The sequence below is a fragment of the Chitinophaga silvatica genome, from assembly GCF_003419895.1.
Lineage (GTDB): Bacteria > Bacteroidota > Bacteroidia > Chitinophagales > Chitinophagaceae > Chitinophaga > Chitinophaga silvatica.
Genome location: NZ_QPMM01000016.1, coordinates 19,144 through 36,782 on the forward strand (window position 1 = coordinate 19,144; position 17,639 = coordinate 36,782).

The following is a 17,639-nucleotide window of genomic DNA, read 5'->3' on the forward strand; positions in this document are numbered from 1 at the left end:
GTTTATTCCCGGGGTAAGATGCCTTACCCCGGATTTCTCTTTTTATACCGTTGCCGCTGCCGGCTGATTCGATCTAACATTAATGATCGTACGATTTATATAAGGCGCCATTATAATCATAAACATCAATATAAGAATCAAAATCGCTATCATCTCATAATAATCCATCGCATACTTCATATATACTTGCTTCTGAATAGCCCTATCCAACAAGGCTGGCGCCACTTTGGCCGCCTGATCACTCATTAAACCTCTTCCCTGTAAAGCCGCCTGATACAAATGTAACCTCTCTCCTAACTGTACATTTAATGCTGAAGTATTCTCACTTAAACTATTCGCATGAATTCTAGTAAAGAAAAGAGAGAAATAATTGATTGATGCAGTACTCAAACTAAAAAAAGCAAATCTCACAAATACACCAGCCGTAGAGGCTGAAGCACTTATGCTCTCCGGAACAGATGAAATAATAAACAACACTATCGGAGTCAGAAGCATCCCCGCTCCCAGCCCCTGGATAATCAACGGTGCAATAAATGTTGATTGGTCTGCCTCTGCGGCAAACAAAAAGTACATCGACACATGAAATACCAATAACAGGAAAAAGCCCACCAGCCAGATGAATTGCAATGGCCGGCGCTGGATCACCAATCTACCTGCTATTATTGCTCCAATGACAATTCCTATGATATTATATATCAGTACCTCATAAGTATGTATAGGGTCCATACCTAATACCTGAGAGAAATAGGTAGTAGTTACATTAAATGCCCCGCGAATGATATACAAGGCCCCTAACAGAAAGATGCCAAATACAAACCCTTTTGATTTAAATACGGCCATATCAATAAATGGCCGCTTCCTGTGCAATTGGCGGACAACAAACACTACAGTCAAAAATATGATGGCTACAATGGACCAACGTATCGTTACATTCTGTAACCAATAATACTGCTGGCCATAAATCAGAATATAGCCCAGGAGTATCAACATCGGTGCATATAAAAAGAAGCTGGTCCAGTCGAGCTGGTATAAAGGCATCTTCCTCGTCAAATGTACCCTGTTCATAATCAGCAACAGCAATACTGCTCCGGGAACAAATGCATAGATCATCATCTTGTAAAGTACATTGTATTCATAATTATCTACCAATGGGGCCGTAACCAAGGAGGTCAGGGAACCTGAACAAAGGATCATTCCATAAAAAATGCTATACCCGGTTTCTCTGGCATGTTCAGAATGTAAGCGGCTGAATAAGAGCGTAAGACAAATACTGGTCACCCCGCAATTCAGGATTCCCTGTAAAAACCGACCGGTAAATAAGGAATAGAGGTCATGCGCATTATAGGTCAGATAGGTCACTATAACCTGAAGTGCCAGACAAATCAGAAAGTATTCCTTGGTAGCTATTCTGCTGAAGAAACGCTTTTCCAATGGGGTAAATGCTACCAAGGCCGCATAATAAACCAACATGGAAAACTGAATATCCTGCGGTTCAGCACCATAATAGCCTGTTGCTGCATTTACGTTCGCTGTAGATAATGCAAAGAGCATGACTGTAGGAAACATCACCATAAAGATGTTGAGTCGTATCAGCCACTCCGGTACCCAGGGGCGAAATATATGTTGGTTCCTCGACATTACCGTTATTCTTTAGATACAGATACATTTGCATTCATTCCTGCCGCCAGTTCTTTCAACTCCTCAGGCTTGCCGTTTAACCGGATTCTTACAGGAATACGCTGAGCTATTTTAACGAAGTTGCCAGTTGCATTATCCGGTGGTAGTAGGGAAAATCGACTGCCTGTAGCGCCAGAAAGTGATATAATTTTCCCGCTGAATTGTTTTCCTGGAAACGCATCGATCGTAATATTGGCAGTTTCGCCAATACTCATATGTCGGATCTGCGTTTCTTTAAAATTGGCAACAACCCATTTACCGGCTTCCCAATCAACGATATACGCTAAAACCTGACCGGCCGAAACCAGCTGCCGTGGCTGAATTGTTCTTCTGCCCATTTTACCGTCATAGGGAGCTGTGATGATTGTATAGGATACATTCAGATCATTTTTTACCACTACAGCCTCTCTCCTTTTAATTTCGGCTTCCAAAGCTTCTTTCTGTATTCTGGTATCATTAATCTTTGCCAGAGAGGTCTGGTAGGCATCTAATGCAGTATTATATTCAGAGCGGGCTACAGCCAATGCAGCTTCTACCCTTTCGAGCTGTTGCTTGGTGGCCGATTCTACGTCATATAATTTTTTATATCTGTCATATTCCTGTTCCTGATGTACCAGTTTTGCTTTTGCAGCAGCTATTTGGGATTGATTTACTTTAGAAGATTGTGCTGCCGTGTTTACATTACTTTTTAGTATATCCACCTGTGCTTTGGCATTCATTAAAGATGCTTCCGCTTCCTGTTGCTGAGCTGCATATTCGCTGTTATCAATGATTACCAGGGTATCTCCTTTATGTACTTCCTGATTTTCTTCATACTTAATTTCTTCAATAAATCCTGTTACTTTAGCAACAACCGGATTGATATATTCATCTACCTGTGCATCGTTTGTTTCCTCATATTTCCAGTGATGCAACAATGTTTTAATCCCCCAGATAGCAAGACAGATAACTATTATGATTGCAATAATAGTGGTGATTCTGGATATAAGCCTGTCTGTTTTATTCGTATTTGTATTTGTGTTCGTCTTGTTCATAAACTAAAGGTTACCTGTTGCTTTCAATAATTGATAATACTGTAACTGTGCTGTAACAGCGGCTGTTGTGAGATCGAAACGTGCCTGAAGCAATTGCGATTCAGCATCTAGCAAATCTGTCAGTAATGATAACTGATTGAAATAAGTATTATTTACAATCCTGAAATTCTCCTTTGCCTGTGTTATATTATCATTCGCTACCTGGATTCTTGTTAGTGCTTCTGTATATCTGAGGTAAGCAGCTTTAACATCCTGCCTTACCTGATCCTGAACATCTGCATGTTCTATTTCCTGTCTTTCCAGGTTTATTTTAGCTTCCGATTTTTTGTGTTTATTTTGATAGAGGGCAGATAACGGCATACTGGCTTTCACTCCTGCCTGTCCTAATCCATATACGGCTATGGAATATGGATAGAATTGAATTTGAGGATAGGTATAAGCATATTCTGCATACAGTCCTATTTTTGGTAGGATGTTACTCTTTACATCCTTCAATTTCAATTCACTTAGCAGGGTTTCTTTTTCTGAAATTTTAAATTGAAAAGAGTTTGCGTAGGCATCTGCTATATAATTGTCGTAGCCCTGCGTAGGATGTTCTTCCACAACTAATGTATCTATACCCAGATGATTATCGATACTATCTGGCTGCCCGATCACGATATTAAGGCGTTGATTGGCGATTTTAATTCCATTTTGAATTTCCAGTAGTGACATACGTTGTTTGGATAGATTAAGCTCAGCTCTCAATACATCACTTTTCAGTACCACACCGTTGTTGAAGAGGTGCTTTATTTCTTCCAGTTCTTTCTCTCTGTCGAAAATATATTGTTGTAGTACTTTTTCGTATGCTCGTCCACGATAGACATCCAGATATAAGGCGGCAGCTTTATATCTGATTTCTGTAGTAGTCAGGTTTTTCTGTTCCTTAGCCAACTCGGCTTCAGTCTGACGCACTTTGATTTCGCGGGTGGTTTTGCCACCATTATAAACGTTCAGGTAAGCATCTCCACCTAGCTGGTAATAGCCATGTTTTACAGGAAATTGTGTAGGGGCATTAAACAAACCGTCTTCATAGATAGCCAGATTAGAGACACGGGCATATAATCCATTTGCATTTACCTCTGGTAAACGTTCATCTTTTGCTGCCTTTGTTCTCTCTTCCAGGCTTTCGACACGGAGATATTGCATTTGTAATTGCTTATTGTAAACTTCAGCTCTTTTCCATACATCCGTTAACGTTAGGGGATTATTCTCAGGGTCCTGGCTCCTGGCTTTTTTAGTAGTGCAAAAGATGAAGAGCACCCCCAAAACCAGCCACTTATTATTTATTATAACCATATCTAAGGTGATGAAGATGCAAAGTTCGAATCGATCTACTTAAATTATTTTCTATAAATTGCCATAAAATTGTTAGATCCGGCCAAAATGGAAAATTCACTTACACAGCACATCCTTGAAGATGTTGATGTTATACCTGAATCAACATATATATGGCATTGGAAAACAGAACATCGTTTCTCCTTCCATAAGCATAACAAAGGACAATTGACCTATGTTGAAGGTGGGGCTGCTTTTTTATACACCAGAGATAAGACCTACTTTTTACCAGCCCGCCATTATATGTGGGTACCGGCTGGCGTTGAACATTATTTCGTGCATCGGTATCCGGCTAATTATATCAGGAATATCTATTTCTTTTCAGACCCAACAGACGCAAACGACCCATTCTACAGTAAAACAGGTATTTACCCGGTAAGCAACCTGCTACTGGAAATGATCTTACATACAGCAAACTGGGACGGACATATTTTACCAACTGATAAGCGTTTTACATTTCTAAAGGCTATGAAGGAAATGTTGCCAGAAATCAGTGCCTCTCCGCTCCCTATTAATTTACCTACTACAGATCATCCCAGATTGCAACCAGTACTAAGGTATATTCAGGAAAACCTGGCCGAAAACCTTACCCTGGAATCTGTTGGCCATCATTTTAATTTGAGTGAGCGCACACTTACCCGTTTATTCAGGAATACCATGGATATATCTTTTTTTCAATATCTTAAACTTGCCAGAATGATCAGGGCATTAGGGTATTTGCTGGAGACCCGGAAATCGGTAAACGAAATAGCCTGGGATACAGGTTATAATAGTGTATCTGCCTTTAGTAATACCTTCTATAAACTGATTGGTAAAAGGCCGAGTGAGTTTCAGCACAAAGATCATAAGGAACCTGATCTACCACCCGACATAATCCAATAGAAATTCTGAGAAAGATTTAGCAATTTAAGGGGATCAGAAAATCGCTAAATCAACAAAATGAGAAAGTATGCCACTTTACCCTGCTTATTAGCAGCAGTTAGCCTGTATTCAGCCCAGGCCCAACCCAAGAAAACAACAACCAATATCTCCAATGCTTTAACAACACCACCCTCAAGATCTGTTACACTAAACCCAGACACCGCCGTAGTTACCATGCATGACGTAACTATCAAGGGGCAGAAAGTGCCTTACAAAGCCATTGCTGGCACTCAACCTGTCTGGGATGCCGATGGCAAAGCCATTGCCGGGATATTTTACAATTATTACGAACGAACTGATGTAAAAGACCGCAGTACCAGGCCTTTGGTAATTTCGTTTAACGGTGGCCCGGGTACTCCCTCCGTCTGGATGCAAATTGCCTACACCGGTCCGAGGCTCCTGAATATTGATGATGAAGGATATCCGGTTCAGCACTATGGAATACGCGAGAATCCACATTCCATTCTCGACATCGCCGACATTCTTTACATCGATCCGGCCAATACCGGCTTTTCAAGGGTGCTGGAAAAAGATGCGCCTAAGGAAAAGTTCTTTGGTGTAAATGCGGATATAAAATACCTGGCCGAATGGATTAATACCTTTGTATCCCGTCATAATCGCTGGGCTTCTCCGAAATACCTGATTGGCGAAAGCTACGGTACTACCAGGGTATCCGGTTTAGCACTGGAACTACAAAATGCCCAATGGATGTACTTAAACGGTGTGATCCTGGTATCTCCAACAGAATTGGGCATCTCCAGAAATGGACCGGTAGATGCTGCATTAACCTTACCATATTATGCAGCAACTGCCTGGTATCATAAAGCCTTATCAAACGATCTTCAATCTAAAGACCTCAATGCCATATTACCGGAAGTAGAACAATTTACCATCAATGAGTTAATTCCGGCCATTAGTCAGGGTGGCTTTTTAGATGACCAGAAAAGAAAAGCTATTGCCGCAAAAATGGCCCACTATTCCGGATTGTCTGAAAAAGTGATCCTGCAGCATAATCTCAATGTTCCTGCACAGTTTTATTGGAAAGAGCTACTTAGAGATAAAGGGTATACCGTAGGGCGACTCGATTCCCGCTACAAAGGGATAGACAGAGCTGATGCGGGTGAGAGTCCGGATTACAATGCCGAATTAACCAGCTGGTTGCATGCCTTTACTCCGGCAATCAATATTTATTTAAGGGAAGAACTGAAGTTTGATACAGATCTTAAATACATGATGTTTGGCCCGGTTCATCCCTGGGATAGGAATAACGACAATACCGGCGAAAATTTACGTCAGGCTATGGCGGCCAATCCATGGTTGCATGTGATGATTCAATCTGGATACTATGATGGAGCATGTGATTACTTCAATGCAAAATATAGCATGTGGCAATTAGATCCGGGTGGAAAATTAAAAGATCGCTTATCGTGGTATGGTTACCGCAGCGGACATATGATGTATTTACGCAAAGATGATCTTAGCACCGGAAATGAGGATATCAGGAACTTTATCCGGAATTCAATTCCTAAACCAGGGCAGGCTGCCAAATACTAAACATATTAGAAAGGGCGGGGAATTTTCCCGCCCTTAAATTTTATAAGTTACTCCCAGTGTCAGGAACACATTGTAAAGTGGAAAATCGAGCCCCCTGAAATCTCCAGGGAAAATCGGACGAAGGCCCCAATTCAGGTTACCATCAATACTGATTCTTTTTCCAACCCGGTATGCAGCCCCACCCTGAACCCCTATATCAAAGGAGCGCACATTGGTGCCAAAATCGAATGTCGCTTCAGAAATCGTCACCTTTTCGCCCAGCGGGCCGCCATTTCTGATATAACCATCAGATACTGTTCCATGGAAATTAGAGCTGAATAACCAGGCAACATAACCTCCCAGATTGAACCGCCATCTGGTATTTGGCGTAAATACAGCACTAAAAGGAAGTGTTATATAGGCATTTTTAGCGATGGTCTTATTATGACCTGAAAAATCGCCTTCAAATCTACCTCCGTCTTCAGTTGTTATAATAGTATGGAAATATTGAACCTGGTCTTTGGTGCCCATTCCCTTATAATCCATTTTTACGCCGAGGGATACCCCCCATTCTTCACAGGCCTGATAGGTAAGTTCGTATCCCAGGGAGGGGCTAAACTCAGGCCAGTAGGCATTTATTTTACGTATAGTGTTAGGAAAACCAATAGGAGTGGCAGCACCGAAATTGAATCCGGCCAGGATACGATGTTCTAAATGCGGTTGAAAACTATGCTCTTCCTGTGCAAGCAATTGAGTAACGCTCATTATACAAGCCATTATCAATGCAGTTACTTTTATCTTCATAATCTGAATTACCTTCTTTACTGATGAGTGACCTGCATACTATCCAAAACCAAGCGGCTGCCGATTGCACCTTTATAGGAATCACCATCCTTGCTGGAAGAAGCTACTATAGCCAGCATCAGCTGATCAGTAGCCTCGTATGGCCTTACTTCTATAAAGGGAACATCAAAACGTTTATAATTCGCCTGTGGACCACCATCCGGTAATGTAGCTATTGCAACAATCCTGTCTGAGGTCTGAATATTGGTACCGTCCAACCGGGTAGTTCCCTTAAATAATACAGCGTACAAAGAGCAACTATCTTTTATTCCCGGGATGATGGTGCCCGATTTATCCTGGTAGTTATCACCCGGTGTATATTTATAATATCCCATAAACCTGGCTGGTTTACCGATGTATGGTTGTCCGAATTGTGTAGCCTTCAGCGGTTGGAACAGCGCATTGGTAGGATCAAATACACCGAGGAATAAGGAACCTGCAAATAGTTTTATACCTACAAGTTCAGATAGAGCAGTACCTTTTCTTGTTACCATTTCAGCGGCATATTTACCGTGATAGGCATCAGTAGTGGCCCTTAGCGGATATTCGAGCGGGTTGGCGGGTACGCCGGATAAGGCTATTCCGGGGTTGCCGGACGACCATATTTCACTGCTGTCTTCATTTGCTTCAATAGGATACTGATATTTATCTTTGGCGTTTTCTCTCCAGATTTCGAAATCCCATTGCCAGACACCAATATTTACAACTGTCACCACATAGGTCTTCTGATTTACACCACTCGCAGAAGTGACAACATAAGTATTTTGGTTTTTAGTGCTGAAGTGCAGGCTATCACCGGAAGGAGGAGTTAAATGCGCACCTTCTGAAACAGTGATTATAGGTACAACACCACTATCGAAGGCTGCCGGAGTAAGGTTTAGCAGAATTCTTGAGTTTATCTGGTCTATAAATACATCGCTGGTCAGATAACGGGCGGGTATGGAAAAGCTAATTATATCGGCTTCGGGATTAACCGGAGCTTTTTTTATGCAGGCATATTGCAGAAGCAGAAGTACGGACAGGCAGCCAAGTTTCAGTTTATTCATACCCTCAAATGGTTAAATAAATTAAACACAATCAAGCCTTTAAAAGTTCACTATAATTATTATCATTGTAACATGATAGATAAACTTAGGACCAAACGTGTACTGATCTACGCAGCAAAATGTGTAACAGGGGTTTTAGTGGTGCTGGGGCTTTCCTGGCTGGTCAATTATAAGGATATTATTTGGGTATTGATATCTGTAATGCTGGTATTATCGCCGGATGGTTCCGATGCTGTAACGTTGGCGGTTACACGGATTAAGGCCAATGTAATTGGAGCAATATCAGGTTTTTCATTAATTCTGTTGCATCAGAACATGGTGTTGATGATGTGTGTGGCGGTTTTCATCACTGTAGTATTATGTAATTTGTTTAGGCTGGAACCTGCAACCCGCACGGCATTGGCAGCAACTATCATTGTAATGACCCATGAAGCAGGAGCGCATTTATGGGATACGGCGGTGGAAAGAGTACTTTCTGTATTAGCGGGATGTTTAATAGGACTACTTATTACATTTATTTTTCATAATAAATATGCCAGTCAGGCAGCTGAAATTATTTTGCCCAAAATAGTAGATAAAGGCGGGGAATAGAGAGAAGTACAGAATTTCTTCAGAATTTTTATTTTATATTTGGAAACTGAAGGAGTTTGATGCATGAAGAAATTGATTTTGTGTGCAGGAATGGTTGCCTGCTTTTTCACGACCGTAACTGGCCAGGTAACTGATTCTCTAGGACCTACAACAGATACCACAACCTACAAGATTAACAAAGCATTATTAAAGCCGGCTAAAACTGAGAGCCTCGAATGTACACTCACCGGCATTCTTGTACCTACAGCAATGATAGGATATGGCTTTTATGCGCTGAATAATCCTACCTTACAACAGGTGAATAGCCATACCAAAGGATGGTTTAAAGAAATTCCTAATAACACCGACTTTCGCCCAAGAACCAAGATCGACAACTACCTGCAATATGCTCCCGTAGTTGCGGTTTATGCTTTAAATATGGCTGGCATAAAAGGCAAGCATAATTTAAGGGATAGAACAATCCTCCTGGGCTTATCTGCCCTTATTACTACAGGAACGGTTATTGGAGTAAAAAATCTGAGCAATGAACAGCGTCCTAACCAGCAGGACTACCTCTCGTTTCCTTCGGGCCATACCGCTACAGCCTTTGCTGCTGCTGAATTTATGTGGCAGGAGTATAAAGACGAATCTCCCTGGATTGGAATGACCGGCTATATTGCAGCAGCTACTACTGGTGCGCTACGCATGTACAATAATAAACACTGGTTAAGCGATGTTGTGGCAGGAGCAGGATTTGGAATCCTAAGTACTAAAGCGGCTTACTGGGCATATCCCTGGATCCAGCGCAAACTGTTCAAATCAACTGGCGACCAGGCCAGAACCAGTAAAATCATTATGCCTTCCTATAACCCTCAATTCAAAAGCGTAGGACTTACACTTACTCTATTGCCTGGCAACAAATAATCATGATAAGTTTATTTATCATACATAGTTAATATACGAAGTATATATGGGAAAAGTATATTATGAAAATTGGGGGATTATTAGTTTCTGATTATTTGGGGGTTAACCTCTAAAGCTGACCCGGTTACAAACACCTTACTCTAACAATGAAACAAAGTTGCGGGTTTCTACTCAAATATTTTGTGATCTATTTGTTAATGTGGAAAAAAATTACTGTTTTTAATTCCCAATCGCAATTCAAGGGTTATAATAATATCAGTTATTTTAACATGCGATTTACAAATTCCAATTTGAATCCCTTTAGATTAGTAGTGTCAAAATGAGAATGAAGTTTTAAGTAGCCCAAGATCAATATCAAAATAAAAAACTCCATGTCTAAACATCCCTCCCATCTCAAAACCATTCAAAAATGCTAGCACCGGTAATCATCTTTCTGTTTTTTATGCTATGGTATATTCATTACAGAACCCATAGATACCCAGGCAGATCCTTTAAAGAAAAGAAATATCGCCCTTTCAGAGGAGAAGATGCTCTCAGAGCAGTAAGGATAGTCGGAGTTTCCAATAGTGTATTCAGTGTAGCCAAATACCTGAGAAGCGTTAGGAATATGTCTGAATCCCAGTTTGTAACAGTAGCCGTCAATCAAATTATCACTACTACAATGGGAACCACCTATCAGGCAAGGCTACTCGAAAACCTGGCACCTGGTGAAGAAAGAAGATTGGGCCATTCAGACCATGTTAAAGATGGCAAATATCAAATTTACATCGGATACGAAATCCTCTGGGCCAGATACATTCCTACTCCGGATTGGTATACCAAACCTAAAAAAGAAAATCACCTTATCCATAACGGATATACGGAGATTTTAAATCAACATCATAACGCCTTAATCAGAGAGATGGAAGAAAAGAAAGATTTACTTTCCTGAGAAAGTGACTTTTTCATCAGCGAAGAAGCTTAACCATATCATACTAAAAAATACTCCAATTACCGCTCCTGCTGATACATCTTCCAGAAAATGTTGATTCAGATACATTCGGGAGTAAGCAACCAACACAGCCAGGAATAAAAAAAGGAAAGACCAGTATTTATTTCGCGAATAATACGAAAGCACTGTGGCAGCAGTAAAAGCGCAAACACTATGACCAGAAGGGAAACTTCTAAAATTGTTTAGTACCTCTACACCAGGTACAAAATAAAGCTCATGCAATTTGTCCATGAAATAACGGTAGGGCCTCGGATAGCCAACCAAAACTTTCAAAGAGAAACTAATGGTAGCTGTAAACATATATGCGGTAGCTAAAATATATCCTACCGGCCTGCGAATTATTACGAAGAGAAGTGACAACAAAACTGCTGCTGCCACACTACCTAATTGGGTTACAAGGGGGAATAATACGTCACCCCACCTGGTATGATAACTGTTGATAGTCAGATAAACCGTTGCTCTGTCGGCTATCAATCTCCAGATAAAAAAAATTATTAGTATTGTCAATAAAGGCCATACCAATAACTTTACCTGCTCATAAACTTTTAAAAACTTCTTTATAAAACTATTCATACATCAACCTAAAATTCGCCGATGGTAATTGATCTGCCCTAAGTGATAATTTAAATGGCTAATCAGGTATACCAGAAAATCACCCGTTGCCATCGTTGTAGAGAAAACAACTTCAGGATATTCCTTTTCCAGTTCTTCCGGCCCTAATCCCGCAATTGTAGTTAATACCACTCGTCTTGTATTGCCGATCAACTGACTAATTTCCTCGGTAGGAACATCCTTATTACTGAATTCAAGCTCCCTGTTTCTTACATAGCCGGTTTTCCCGAGCACAGCTCCTATGAAATGCTGAAGATTACCACAAAGATGCAATGCAAGATTACCTGCACTATTACTGATCCCTGGTATTACCTTCCAGATATCAGCCTGATTTTCATAAGCTAGTATCTCTTCTTCCAGCTTACTTAAATCTCTTTCAAATAAACTTATAAAAACTCCTGTAGTCATACTTTAAAGGTAAGTAAAACTAATTGTTTACCTTTTTATATTATTGTAAACCATTTCCAGGATAGACTGCGCCTGTTGCAGATCTATATGTGCCACTCCTTGTTCTGCAAGTTCCACTACCGATAACGCTAAAGGGTATACTTTTTCCTTAAGTCTTTTACCTGGTAGTGTTAACCAAATACGCTTACTCCTTTTATCGCGCTCATCTGTGGTTCTTTGCACCAGTTCCCGTTTTTCGAGGTTATCCAGCAGCTTTGTAAGGCTGGCCTTATCCTTTCCGGTTTTATTGGCCAGTTCTTGTTGCTTGCTGCCATCGCCACCAGCCCAAAGATATTTTAGCACGAAGTACATATCCGGGGTAATATCAATTCCTGCCTGCATAAATACCTGCAAGAGCTTTAGACGGTAGGCAGTATGGGTTCTGATTACAGCGCTGGCGATATTTAAGCGAAGCCGCTCAGTGATTTCGGAATTTCTCATAGAATGGTTAAAAGTTAGTACTTTGATCTAATGGGGGAAATTGATTAAGAACCAATCCCCTGTAAACATAACTAATCCTCTTTTTGTTTAATAAACATAATCCAACAGAATGGCGAATAAGGAAACCAGACAACTATCCTCTTTTCAGCGAAAATGGCATCACATCCTTTTCGAAGGAAATTCTACGCAAGGCAGAATATTTGATATTATTTTATTGCTGGCAATTCTTACCAGCGTGGCAGTGGTGATGATGGAAAGTGTGGTTCCGCTCCAACGCAGGTATGAACATCTCTTTCATTTACTGGAATGGATCTTTACCATTCTTTTTACTATAGAATACATCTTTCGTATATGGTGTAGTTATCAGCCTAAAAAATACATCTTCAGCTTCTACGGACTGGTTGACCTACTTTGTATTTTACCTTCCTATGTTGAAGCAATGTACGGAAATACCCACTTCCTCCTAACCATCCGGGTACTCAGGTTGATGAGGATCTTCAGGGTTTTCAAGCTGATCCCATTCCTCGACGAAAGCAAATACTTAGTAACGGCAATTCAGAGAAGCAGAAGGAAAATCTTCGTCTTTCTCTTTTTTATATTGCTTTTCACAATGGTGCTGGGCACCATCATGTACGTAATTGAATCGGGCAAAAACTCAGATTTTACCAGTATTCCGATAAGTGTGTATTGGGCTATCGTTACCCTCACTACAGTGGGGTATGGAGATATAGCTCCCATAACACCTTTAGGGCAGGCTTTCTCCGCACTTATTATGATTATGGGTTATGCTATCATTGCCGTACCTACTGGTATAGTAACCGTAGAAATGAATAAGATTCATCGGGCCGAAACTGCCACCTCTAAGTCGTGTTTGGGCTGCAGTGCCACCGGACTGGATGCTGATTCGCAATATTGCAAATTCTGTGGAACGAAATTATAAACCAAGTGTATGATCCTTACAAGTATCCTTGATAACGATTTTTATAAGTTTACCATGCAGCATGGGGTGATCAAGCTTTTTCCCAAAGCCCGCGCAAGGTATACCTTTATAAACAGAGGTAGGCATGCTTTCCCTCCAGGATTTGCCGAAGCGCTGAAAGCTGCGGTAAACGACATGACTAAACTTCAGTTAACACCTGAGGAAAAAGAATACCTGGCAGTAACCTGCCCCTACCTCGATCCTACCTATCTCGATTTTCTGCAAGGCTATCGCTACGATCCTTCGGAAGTGCATATTACCCAGCATGGGCAGGACCTGGAAGTACTAACAAGTGGGTATTGGTACCGGACTATTCTGTGGGAAGTTCCTCTAATGTCGCTGATCTGTGAATTATATTACCAGCTTACCGGCGAAGAAAGAGTTGGAGATGCAGAGGTTATAAAGATTACCAAAGATAAAATTGAAAAATATAAAGCGCTACATATTACCATCGCTGAATTTGGAACAAGACGTCGTTATTCCTTAGACGTACATCGACTTGTAGTTGAAACACTGAAGCAATATGGCGCAGGTACCTTTGTTGGAACAAGCAATGTTTACCTGGCAATGCAATATGGAGTAAAGCCAGTAGGTACTCATGCCCATGAATGGTTTATGTTTCATGCTGCCAAATATGGCTTTAAAATGGCCAATATGCTGGGATTAGAAAATTGGGTACAGATTTACAGAGGAGATTTAGGTATTGCCCTTTCTGATACCTATACCAGCACCGTATTTTTTGAGCAGTTTGATAAAAAATTTGCCAAACTGTTCGATGGCGTCCGACATGATAGCGGAGACCCTATCCTGTTTGCCGAACGTACAATTGCACACTACAAAAAAATGGGGGTAGATCCGGTAAGTAAAACCATCATCTTCTCAGACGGACTGGATTATGAAAAGGTAGCGCATATCGTAGAATACTGCAGAGGCAAAATAGGACTGTCGTTTGGTATTGGTACCGATTTCACCAATGATGTTGGACTACCTGCAATGAATATCGTTATTAAGATGTATGAGGCATTACCTGAAAATGCCCCACGCTGGACAGAAGTAATTAAGCTATCGGATGCCAGCGGTAAATACACCGGCGATCCAAAGATGATTGCACTGGCCAAAGAAATGCTGGATATACCTTAGCTCGCTGGCTCGCTTGTTGCTCGCAAAGGCGGTAAGTTTAATATTAAGGAGCTAAGGATTTTTTTAAGATTTAAGCGGATATTTTTAAGGATTAAAGCGGATATTTTTAAGTACTTCAAATTGGTTTCTCTCTAAAAAACTAATTCACAATTCTTAAAAACATCCGCTTTAATCCTTAAAAATATCCGCTTTAAATCTTAAAATCTTAAAAAAAATCCTTAGCTCCTTAATATTAAACTTACCGCCTTTGCGAGAAATATTTACCAGTTGCCCAGGCCTATACCGGTATCTCCCTGAGAAACATCACCGGTATCGAAGCCTTTCTTAAACCAGGCCATTCTTTGAGCCGAGGTACCGTGGGTAAAAGCATCAGGCACAACCTGTCCGGTAGCTGCTTTCTGTAATCTGTCGTCTCCTACAGCACTGGCAGCATTTAATCCGGATTCAATATCACCCGGGTCCAGAATTTTGTTAGCTCTGTTGGCCCAGATACCAGCCAGGAAATCGGCTTGTAGTTCAAGCATAACGGAAAGCTTATTATATTCTTTCTCACTCAGCCTCTCACGCATGGCCTGAAGTTTTCTGCTTATCCCTAACAGATTTTGAACGTGGTGTCCGACTTCATGGGCAATTACATAGGCCTTTGCGAAATCGCCTTTCACGCCAAATTGTTGTTCCAGTTCCGTAAAAAAGGAAACATCCAGATACACTTTTTGATCTGCAGGGCAATAGAAAGGACCCATTGCCGATTCAGCAAATCCGCAGCCTGAGGTCGTACCTTTTTCGAAAAGTACCATCCCTGGAGCTTTATAAGTTTTGTTGTGCTGGGAAAATTCGGCTGTCCAGACTTTTTCTGTGCTTCGTAATACTTTCGAAGACATAATCTCAAAAGGTGAGGCATTCGCAGAAGTCAACTTTTCAGACGTTTCGCCGGCCGATTGTCCAGGCCCTTGTACCTGCTGTACGGCCTGCATTACCTGTTGAGGATCTTGTTTAAAGAGTAGAGCCAATATGATGATAACAATACCACCAATACCGCCGCCAATACCGATAGATCGCATACCGCCACCACTACGTTTCTCGACGTTGTCACTCATTTCTTCATCATCCAGACGCATAAGATAGTTGCTTTAAAAAGGGGTGAAAAATTACCCGAATGTACAGCTTTCAACGGGATTTGCAGACTTAAATCTGGCCTAAACAAAAGACTGTTTCACCTGTTAAATCTACACTACCATTTTTACTTAAAGCAAATCTGACTTCGCATGCAAGCTAAACAAATACTACTGGCAAACAGACCAAAGGGATTACCCCAGAATTCCGATTTTAAAACTGTGACTGTTACACTCCCCGATCTCCGCGAAGGTGAAGTACTGATCAGGCCAATAGTGTTTTCAGTAGATCCGTATATGCGTGGCCGTATGAGCGACCGCAAATCGTATATCCCCCCATTTGAAGTAGGCAAACCTTTAGAAGGAGGAGCTGTATCAGAAGTACTGGAGAGCAAAGACAGTAATTTTCAAACAGGCGACCGGGTTATGGTCAGTGGAATACGTCCGTACACGCCCTGGTCAACAGCTTCCATATTCCCCGGAAAAGATCTCAGAAAGGTAGATAACGATATAACCCCGTCTTACTACCTGGGAGTACTAGGGATGCCTGGCTTAACGGCTTATTTTGGTTTAATGAATATAGGAAAACCTAAAGCCGGAGAAACGGTTATGGTCAGCGGGGCTGCAGGAGCGGTTGGGATAGTAGTCGGACAAATCGCCAAAATTAAAGGATGCAGGGTTGTTGGTATAGCAGGTGGATCAGAGAAAATTAAAATGCTTACCGATACATTCAATTTCGATGCGGCCATAGATTATAAAGATAATCCAGATCTGAGTTTGGCTATTTCTACCGCCTGCCCCGATGGTATAGATATTTACTTCGATAATGTAGGTGGCGAAATAAGCGATGCCGTATTTCCGCATCTCAATTTCTTTGCACGGGTAGCATTATGCGGACAGATCGCACTTTATAATACAACTGAAATACCTGTAGGCCCTAGAGTTCAACCTCTTATGGTTACACGTAGTATTTTAATGCAGGGATTTATCTATTCAAATTATGCTGCTGAATTTAAAGAAGCAATGAAACAATTAACAGCATGGGTCAGAGATGGACAAATAAAATACGCTGAAACCATAGAAGAAGGTTTCGATCATTTACCGCAGGCATTTCTGGGTTTATTTTCAGGAAGAAACAGCGGTAAGATGATTGTGAAAGTGTAAATTTACGTATGATAAACGCAGTTGTATCAACCCACGTAATGAAAGTTGCCCAAAATGGCATAACTGAAACTGATGATGTGCTGGCAACAGAAGCCCCTCTTCAGATCCAGTTGATGTATGAAAATATTACACAACAAATTTCAGTTACCATGCGTACCCCGGGCAGTGATAGCTCTCTTGCCACTGGTTTCTTATTTACTGAAGGTATCATTTCATCCTATAAAGAAATTGAATTTGTTGAACTAACAGAAACGCCTGAAGGAAGTATTGCTACAGTTCATCTTTCTGCTACGTCCCAACCCCAGCTTAAACAAATAAACAGAAGCTTTGTATCTACAGCTGCATGCGGGGTTTGCGGAAAAACTTCAATGGAAGATATTCATACAGCAATTAGTAAAATAAATACAACCACTACTTTTCATGCCGAAGAATTATTCAGGCTACCTGAAACCCTACACCAGCAACAGGCACTATTTAATACAACTGGCGGGCTTCATGCAGCCGGATTATTTTCAGCCAAAGGCGAATTATTGATTTTGGAAGAAGATATTGGCAGACATAACGCTGTTGATAAGGTTATTGGCTCAGCAATAAAAGAGCCGGCAATTGACCGTAGTACCTGTTTGCTTTTATTAAGTGGAAGAGCCGGATTTGAACTAATACAAAAGGCCGCAATGGCTGGCATTCCATTTATTGCATCTATCGGAGCACCATCCAGCATGGCTGTTGATATGGCTACTAAGTACAATATAACCTTAATAGGCTTTCTGAAAGCCCAGCGATTTAATATTTATAGTTTACCTGAAAGAATTATTTGCAAATAAAATA

Annotated in this window: 18 protein-coding genes; 9 read left to right on the forward strand and 9 right to left on the reverse strand. The window is 41.0% G+C overall.

The window, feature by feature from the left end; translation table 11 throughout:
- Positions 1 to 42: 42 nt before the first annotated feature.
- The 3 genes from DVR12_RS25010 to DVR12_RS25020 are packed head-to-tail and all read right to left on the reverse strand — an operon-like array spanning position 43 to position 4,049.
- Entirely contained in the window at positions 43 to 1,638 is a 1,596-nt protein-coding gene (locus DVR12_RS25010; RefSeq protein ID WP_116978550.1) for an MFS transporter, read from the reverse strand.
- 5 nt (positions 1,639 to 1,643) lie between these two features.
- The gene (locus DVR12_RS25015; RefSeq protein ID WP_116978551.1) at positions 1,644 to 2,711 is read right to left on the reverse strand and encodes an HlyD family secretion protein; all 1,068 of its coding nucleotides are present in this window, start codon (positions 2,709 to 2,711) and stop codon (positions 1,644 to 1,646) included.
- Positions 2,712 to 2,714: 3 nt separating this feature from the next.
- Positions 2,715 to 4,049, reverse strand: a complete 1,335-nt coding sequence (locus DVR12_RS25020) for a TolC family protein (protein WP_116978552.1) — start codon at positions 4,047 to 4,049, stop codon at positions 2,715 to 2,717.
- Positions 4,050 to 4,136: 87 nt separating this feature from the next.
- On the opposite strand from DVR12_RS25020, the gene DVR12_RS25025 reads away from it, so the two are divergent.
- Both DVR12_RS25025 and DVR12_RS25030 read left to right on the forward strand, forming a co-directional pair.
- On the forward strand, positions 4,137 to 4,970 hold the full coding sequence (locus tag DVR12_RS25025) for an AraC family transcriptional regulator (protein ID WP_116978610.1): 834 nt from the start codon (positions 4,137 to 4,139) through the stop codon (positions 4,968 to 4,970).
- A gap of 57 nt (positions 4,971 to 5,027) precedes the next feature.
- Entirely contained in the window at positions 5,028 to 6,563 is a 1,536-nt protein-coding gene (locus DVR12_RS25030) for a S10 family peptidase (RefSeq protein ID WP_116978553.1), read from the forward strand.
- 33 nt (positions 6,564 to 6,596) lie between these two features.
- Here DVR12_RS25030 and DVR12_RS25035 read toward each other — a convergent pair whose 3' ends face one another.
- Entirely contained in the window at positions 6,597 to 7,346 is a 750-nt protein-coding gene (locus tag DVR12_RS25035; RefSeq protein WP_116978554.1) for a porin family protein, read from the reverse strand.
- A gap of 17 nt (positions 7,347 to 7,363) precedes the next feature.
- Positions 7,364 to 8,431 carry a PCMD domain-containing protein gene (locus DVR12_RS25040; RefSeq protein WP_116978555.1) on the reverse strand — a complete coding sequence of 356 codons (1,068 nt, stop codon included), beginning with the start codon at positions 8,429 to 8,431 and terminating at the stop codon, positions 7,364 to 7,366.
- 72 nt (positions 8,432 to 8,503) lie between these two features.
- On the opposite strand from DVR12_RS25040, the gene DVR12_RS25045 reads away from it, so the two are divergent.
- From DVR12_RS25045 to DVR12_RS25055, 3 genes are all read left to right on the forward strand, one after another.
- Positions 8,504 to 9,022, forward strand: coding sequence for an FUSC family protein (locus DVR12_RS25045; protein ID WP_116978556.1), 519 nt, complete (start codon positions 8,504 to 8,506; stop codon positions 9,020 to 9,022).
- Positions 9,023 to 9,085: 63 nt separating this feature from the next.
- Entirely contained in the window at positions 9,086 to 9,925 is an 840-nt protein-coding gene (locus tag DVR12_RS25050) for a phosphatase PAP2 family protein (protein ID WP_199417204.1), read from the forward strand.
- A gap of 409 nt (positions 9,926 to 10,334) precedes the next feature.
- Positions 10,335 to 10,856: a hypothetical protein gene (locus tag DVR12_RS25055; protein ID WP_116978557.1), complete on the forward strand. Its 522-nt coding sequence runs from the start codon at positions 10,335 to 10,337 to the stop codon at positions 10,854 to 10,856.
- Here the strand turns inward: DVR12_RS25055 and DVR12_RS25060 are convergent.
- The 3 genes from DVR12_RS25060 to DVR12_RS25070 are packed head-to-tail and all read right to left on the reverse strand — an operon-like array spanning position 10,845 to position 12,416.
- On the reverse strand, positions 10,845 to 11,489 hold the full coding sequence (locus DVR12_RS25060) for a phosphatase PAP2 family protein (RefSeq protein ID WP_116978558.1): 645 nt from the start codon (positions 11,487 to 11,489) through the stop codon (positions 10,845 to 10,847). The two genes, DVR12_RS25055 and DVR12_RS25060, sit on opposite strands and share 12 nt — an antisense overlap.
- 3 nt (positions 11,490 to 11,492) lie before the next feature.
- Entirely contained in the window at positions 11,493 to 11,936 is a 444-nt protein-coding gene (locus DVR12_RS25065) for a DinB family protein (protein WP_116978559.1), read from the reverse strand.
- A gap of 27 nt (positions 11,937 to 11,963) precedes the next feature.
- Positions 11,964 to 12,416, reverse strand: coding sequence for a MarR family winged helix-turn-helix transcriptional regulator (locus DVR12_RS25070; RefSeq protein ID WP_116978560.1), 453 nt, complete (start codon positions 12,414 to 12,416; stop codon positions 11,964 to 11,966).
- 109 nt (positions 12,417 to 12,525) lie between these two features.
- On the opposite strand from DVR12_RS25070, the gene DVR12_RS25075 reads away from it, so the two are divergent.
- Both DVR12_RS25075 and pncB read left to right on the forward strand, forming a co-directional pair.
- A complete protein-coding gene (locus DVR12_RS25075) occupies positions 12,526 to 13,356 on the forward strand; it encodes an ion transporter (RefSeq protein WP_116978561.1) in 831 nt (276 codons plus the stop codon).
- Positions 13,357 to 13,365: 9 nt separating this feature from the next.
- Positions 13,366 to 14,535 carry a nicotinate phosphoribosyltransferase gene (pncB, locus tag DVR12_RS25080; RefSeq protein ID WP_116978562.1) on the forward strand — a complete coding sequence of 390 codons (1,170 nt, stop codon included), beginning with the start codon at positions 13,366 to 13,368 and terminating at the stop codon, positions 14,533 to 14,535.
- 260 nt (positions 14,536 to 14,795) lie between these two features.
- Here pncB and ypfJ read toward each other — a convergent pair whose 3' ends face one another.
- Positions 14,796 to 15,653, reverse strand: a complete 858-nt coding sequence (ypfJ, locus tag DVR12_RS25085) for a KPN_02809 family neutral zinc metallopeptidase (RefSeq protein ID WP_116978563.1) — start codon at positions 15,651 to 15,653, stop codon at positions 14,796 to 14,798.
- Between the two features lie 147 nt (positions 15,654 to 15,800).
- On the opposite strand from ypfJ, the gene DVR12_RS25090 reads away from it, so the two are divergent.
- On the forward strand, positions 15,801 to 16,811 hold the full coding sequence (locus tag DVR12_RS25090; RefSeq protein ID WP_116978564.1) for an NADP-dependent oxidoreductase: 1,011 nt from the start codon (positions 15,801 to 15,803) through the stop codon (positions 16,809 to 16,811).
- A gap of 8 nt (positions 16,812 to 16,819) precedes the next feature.
- Entirely contained in the window at positions 16,820 to 17,635 is an 816-nt protein-coding gene (fdhD, locus tag DVR12_RS25095) for a formate dehydrogenase accessory sulfurtransferase FdhD (protein WP_116978565.1), read from the forward strand.
- Positions 17,636 to 17,639 lie beyond the last annotated feature (4 nt).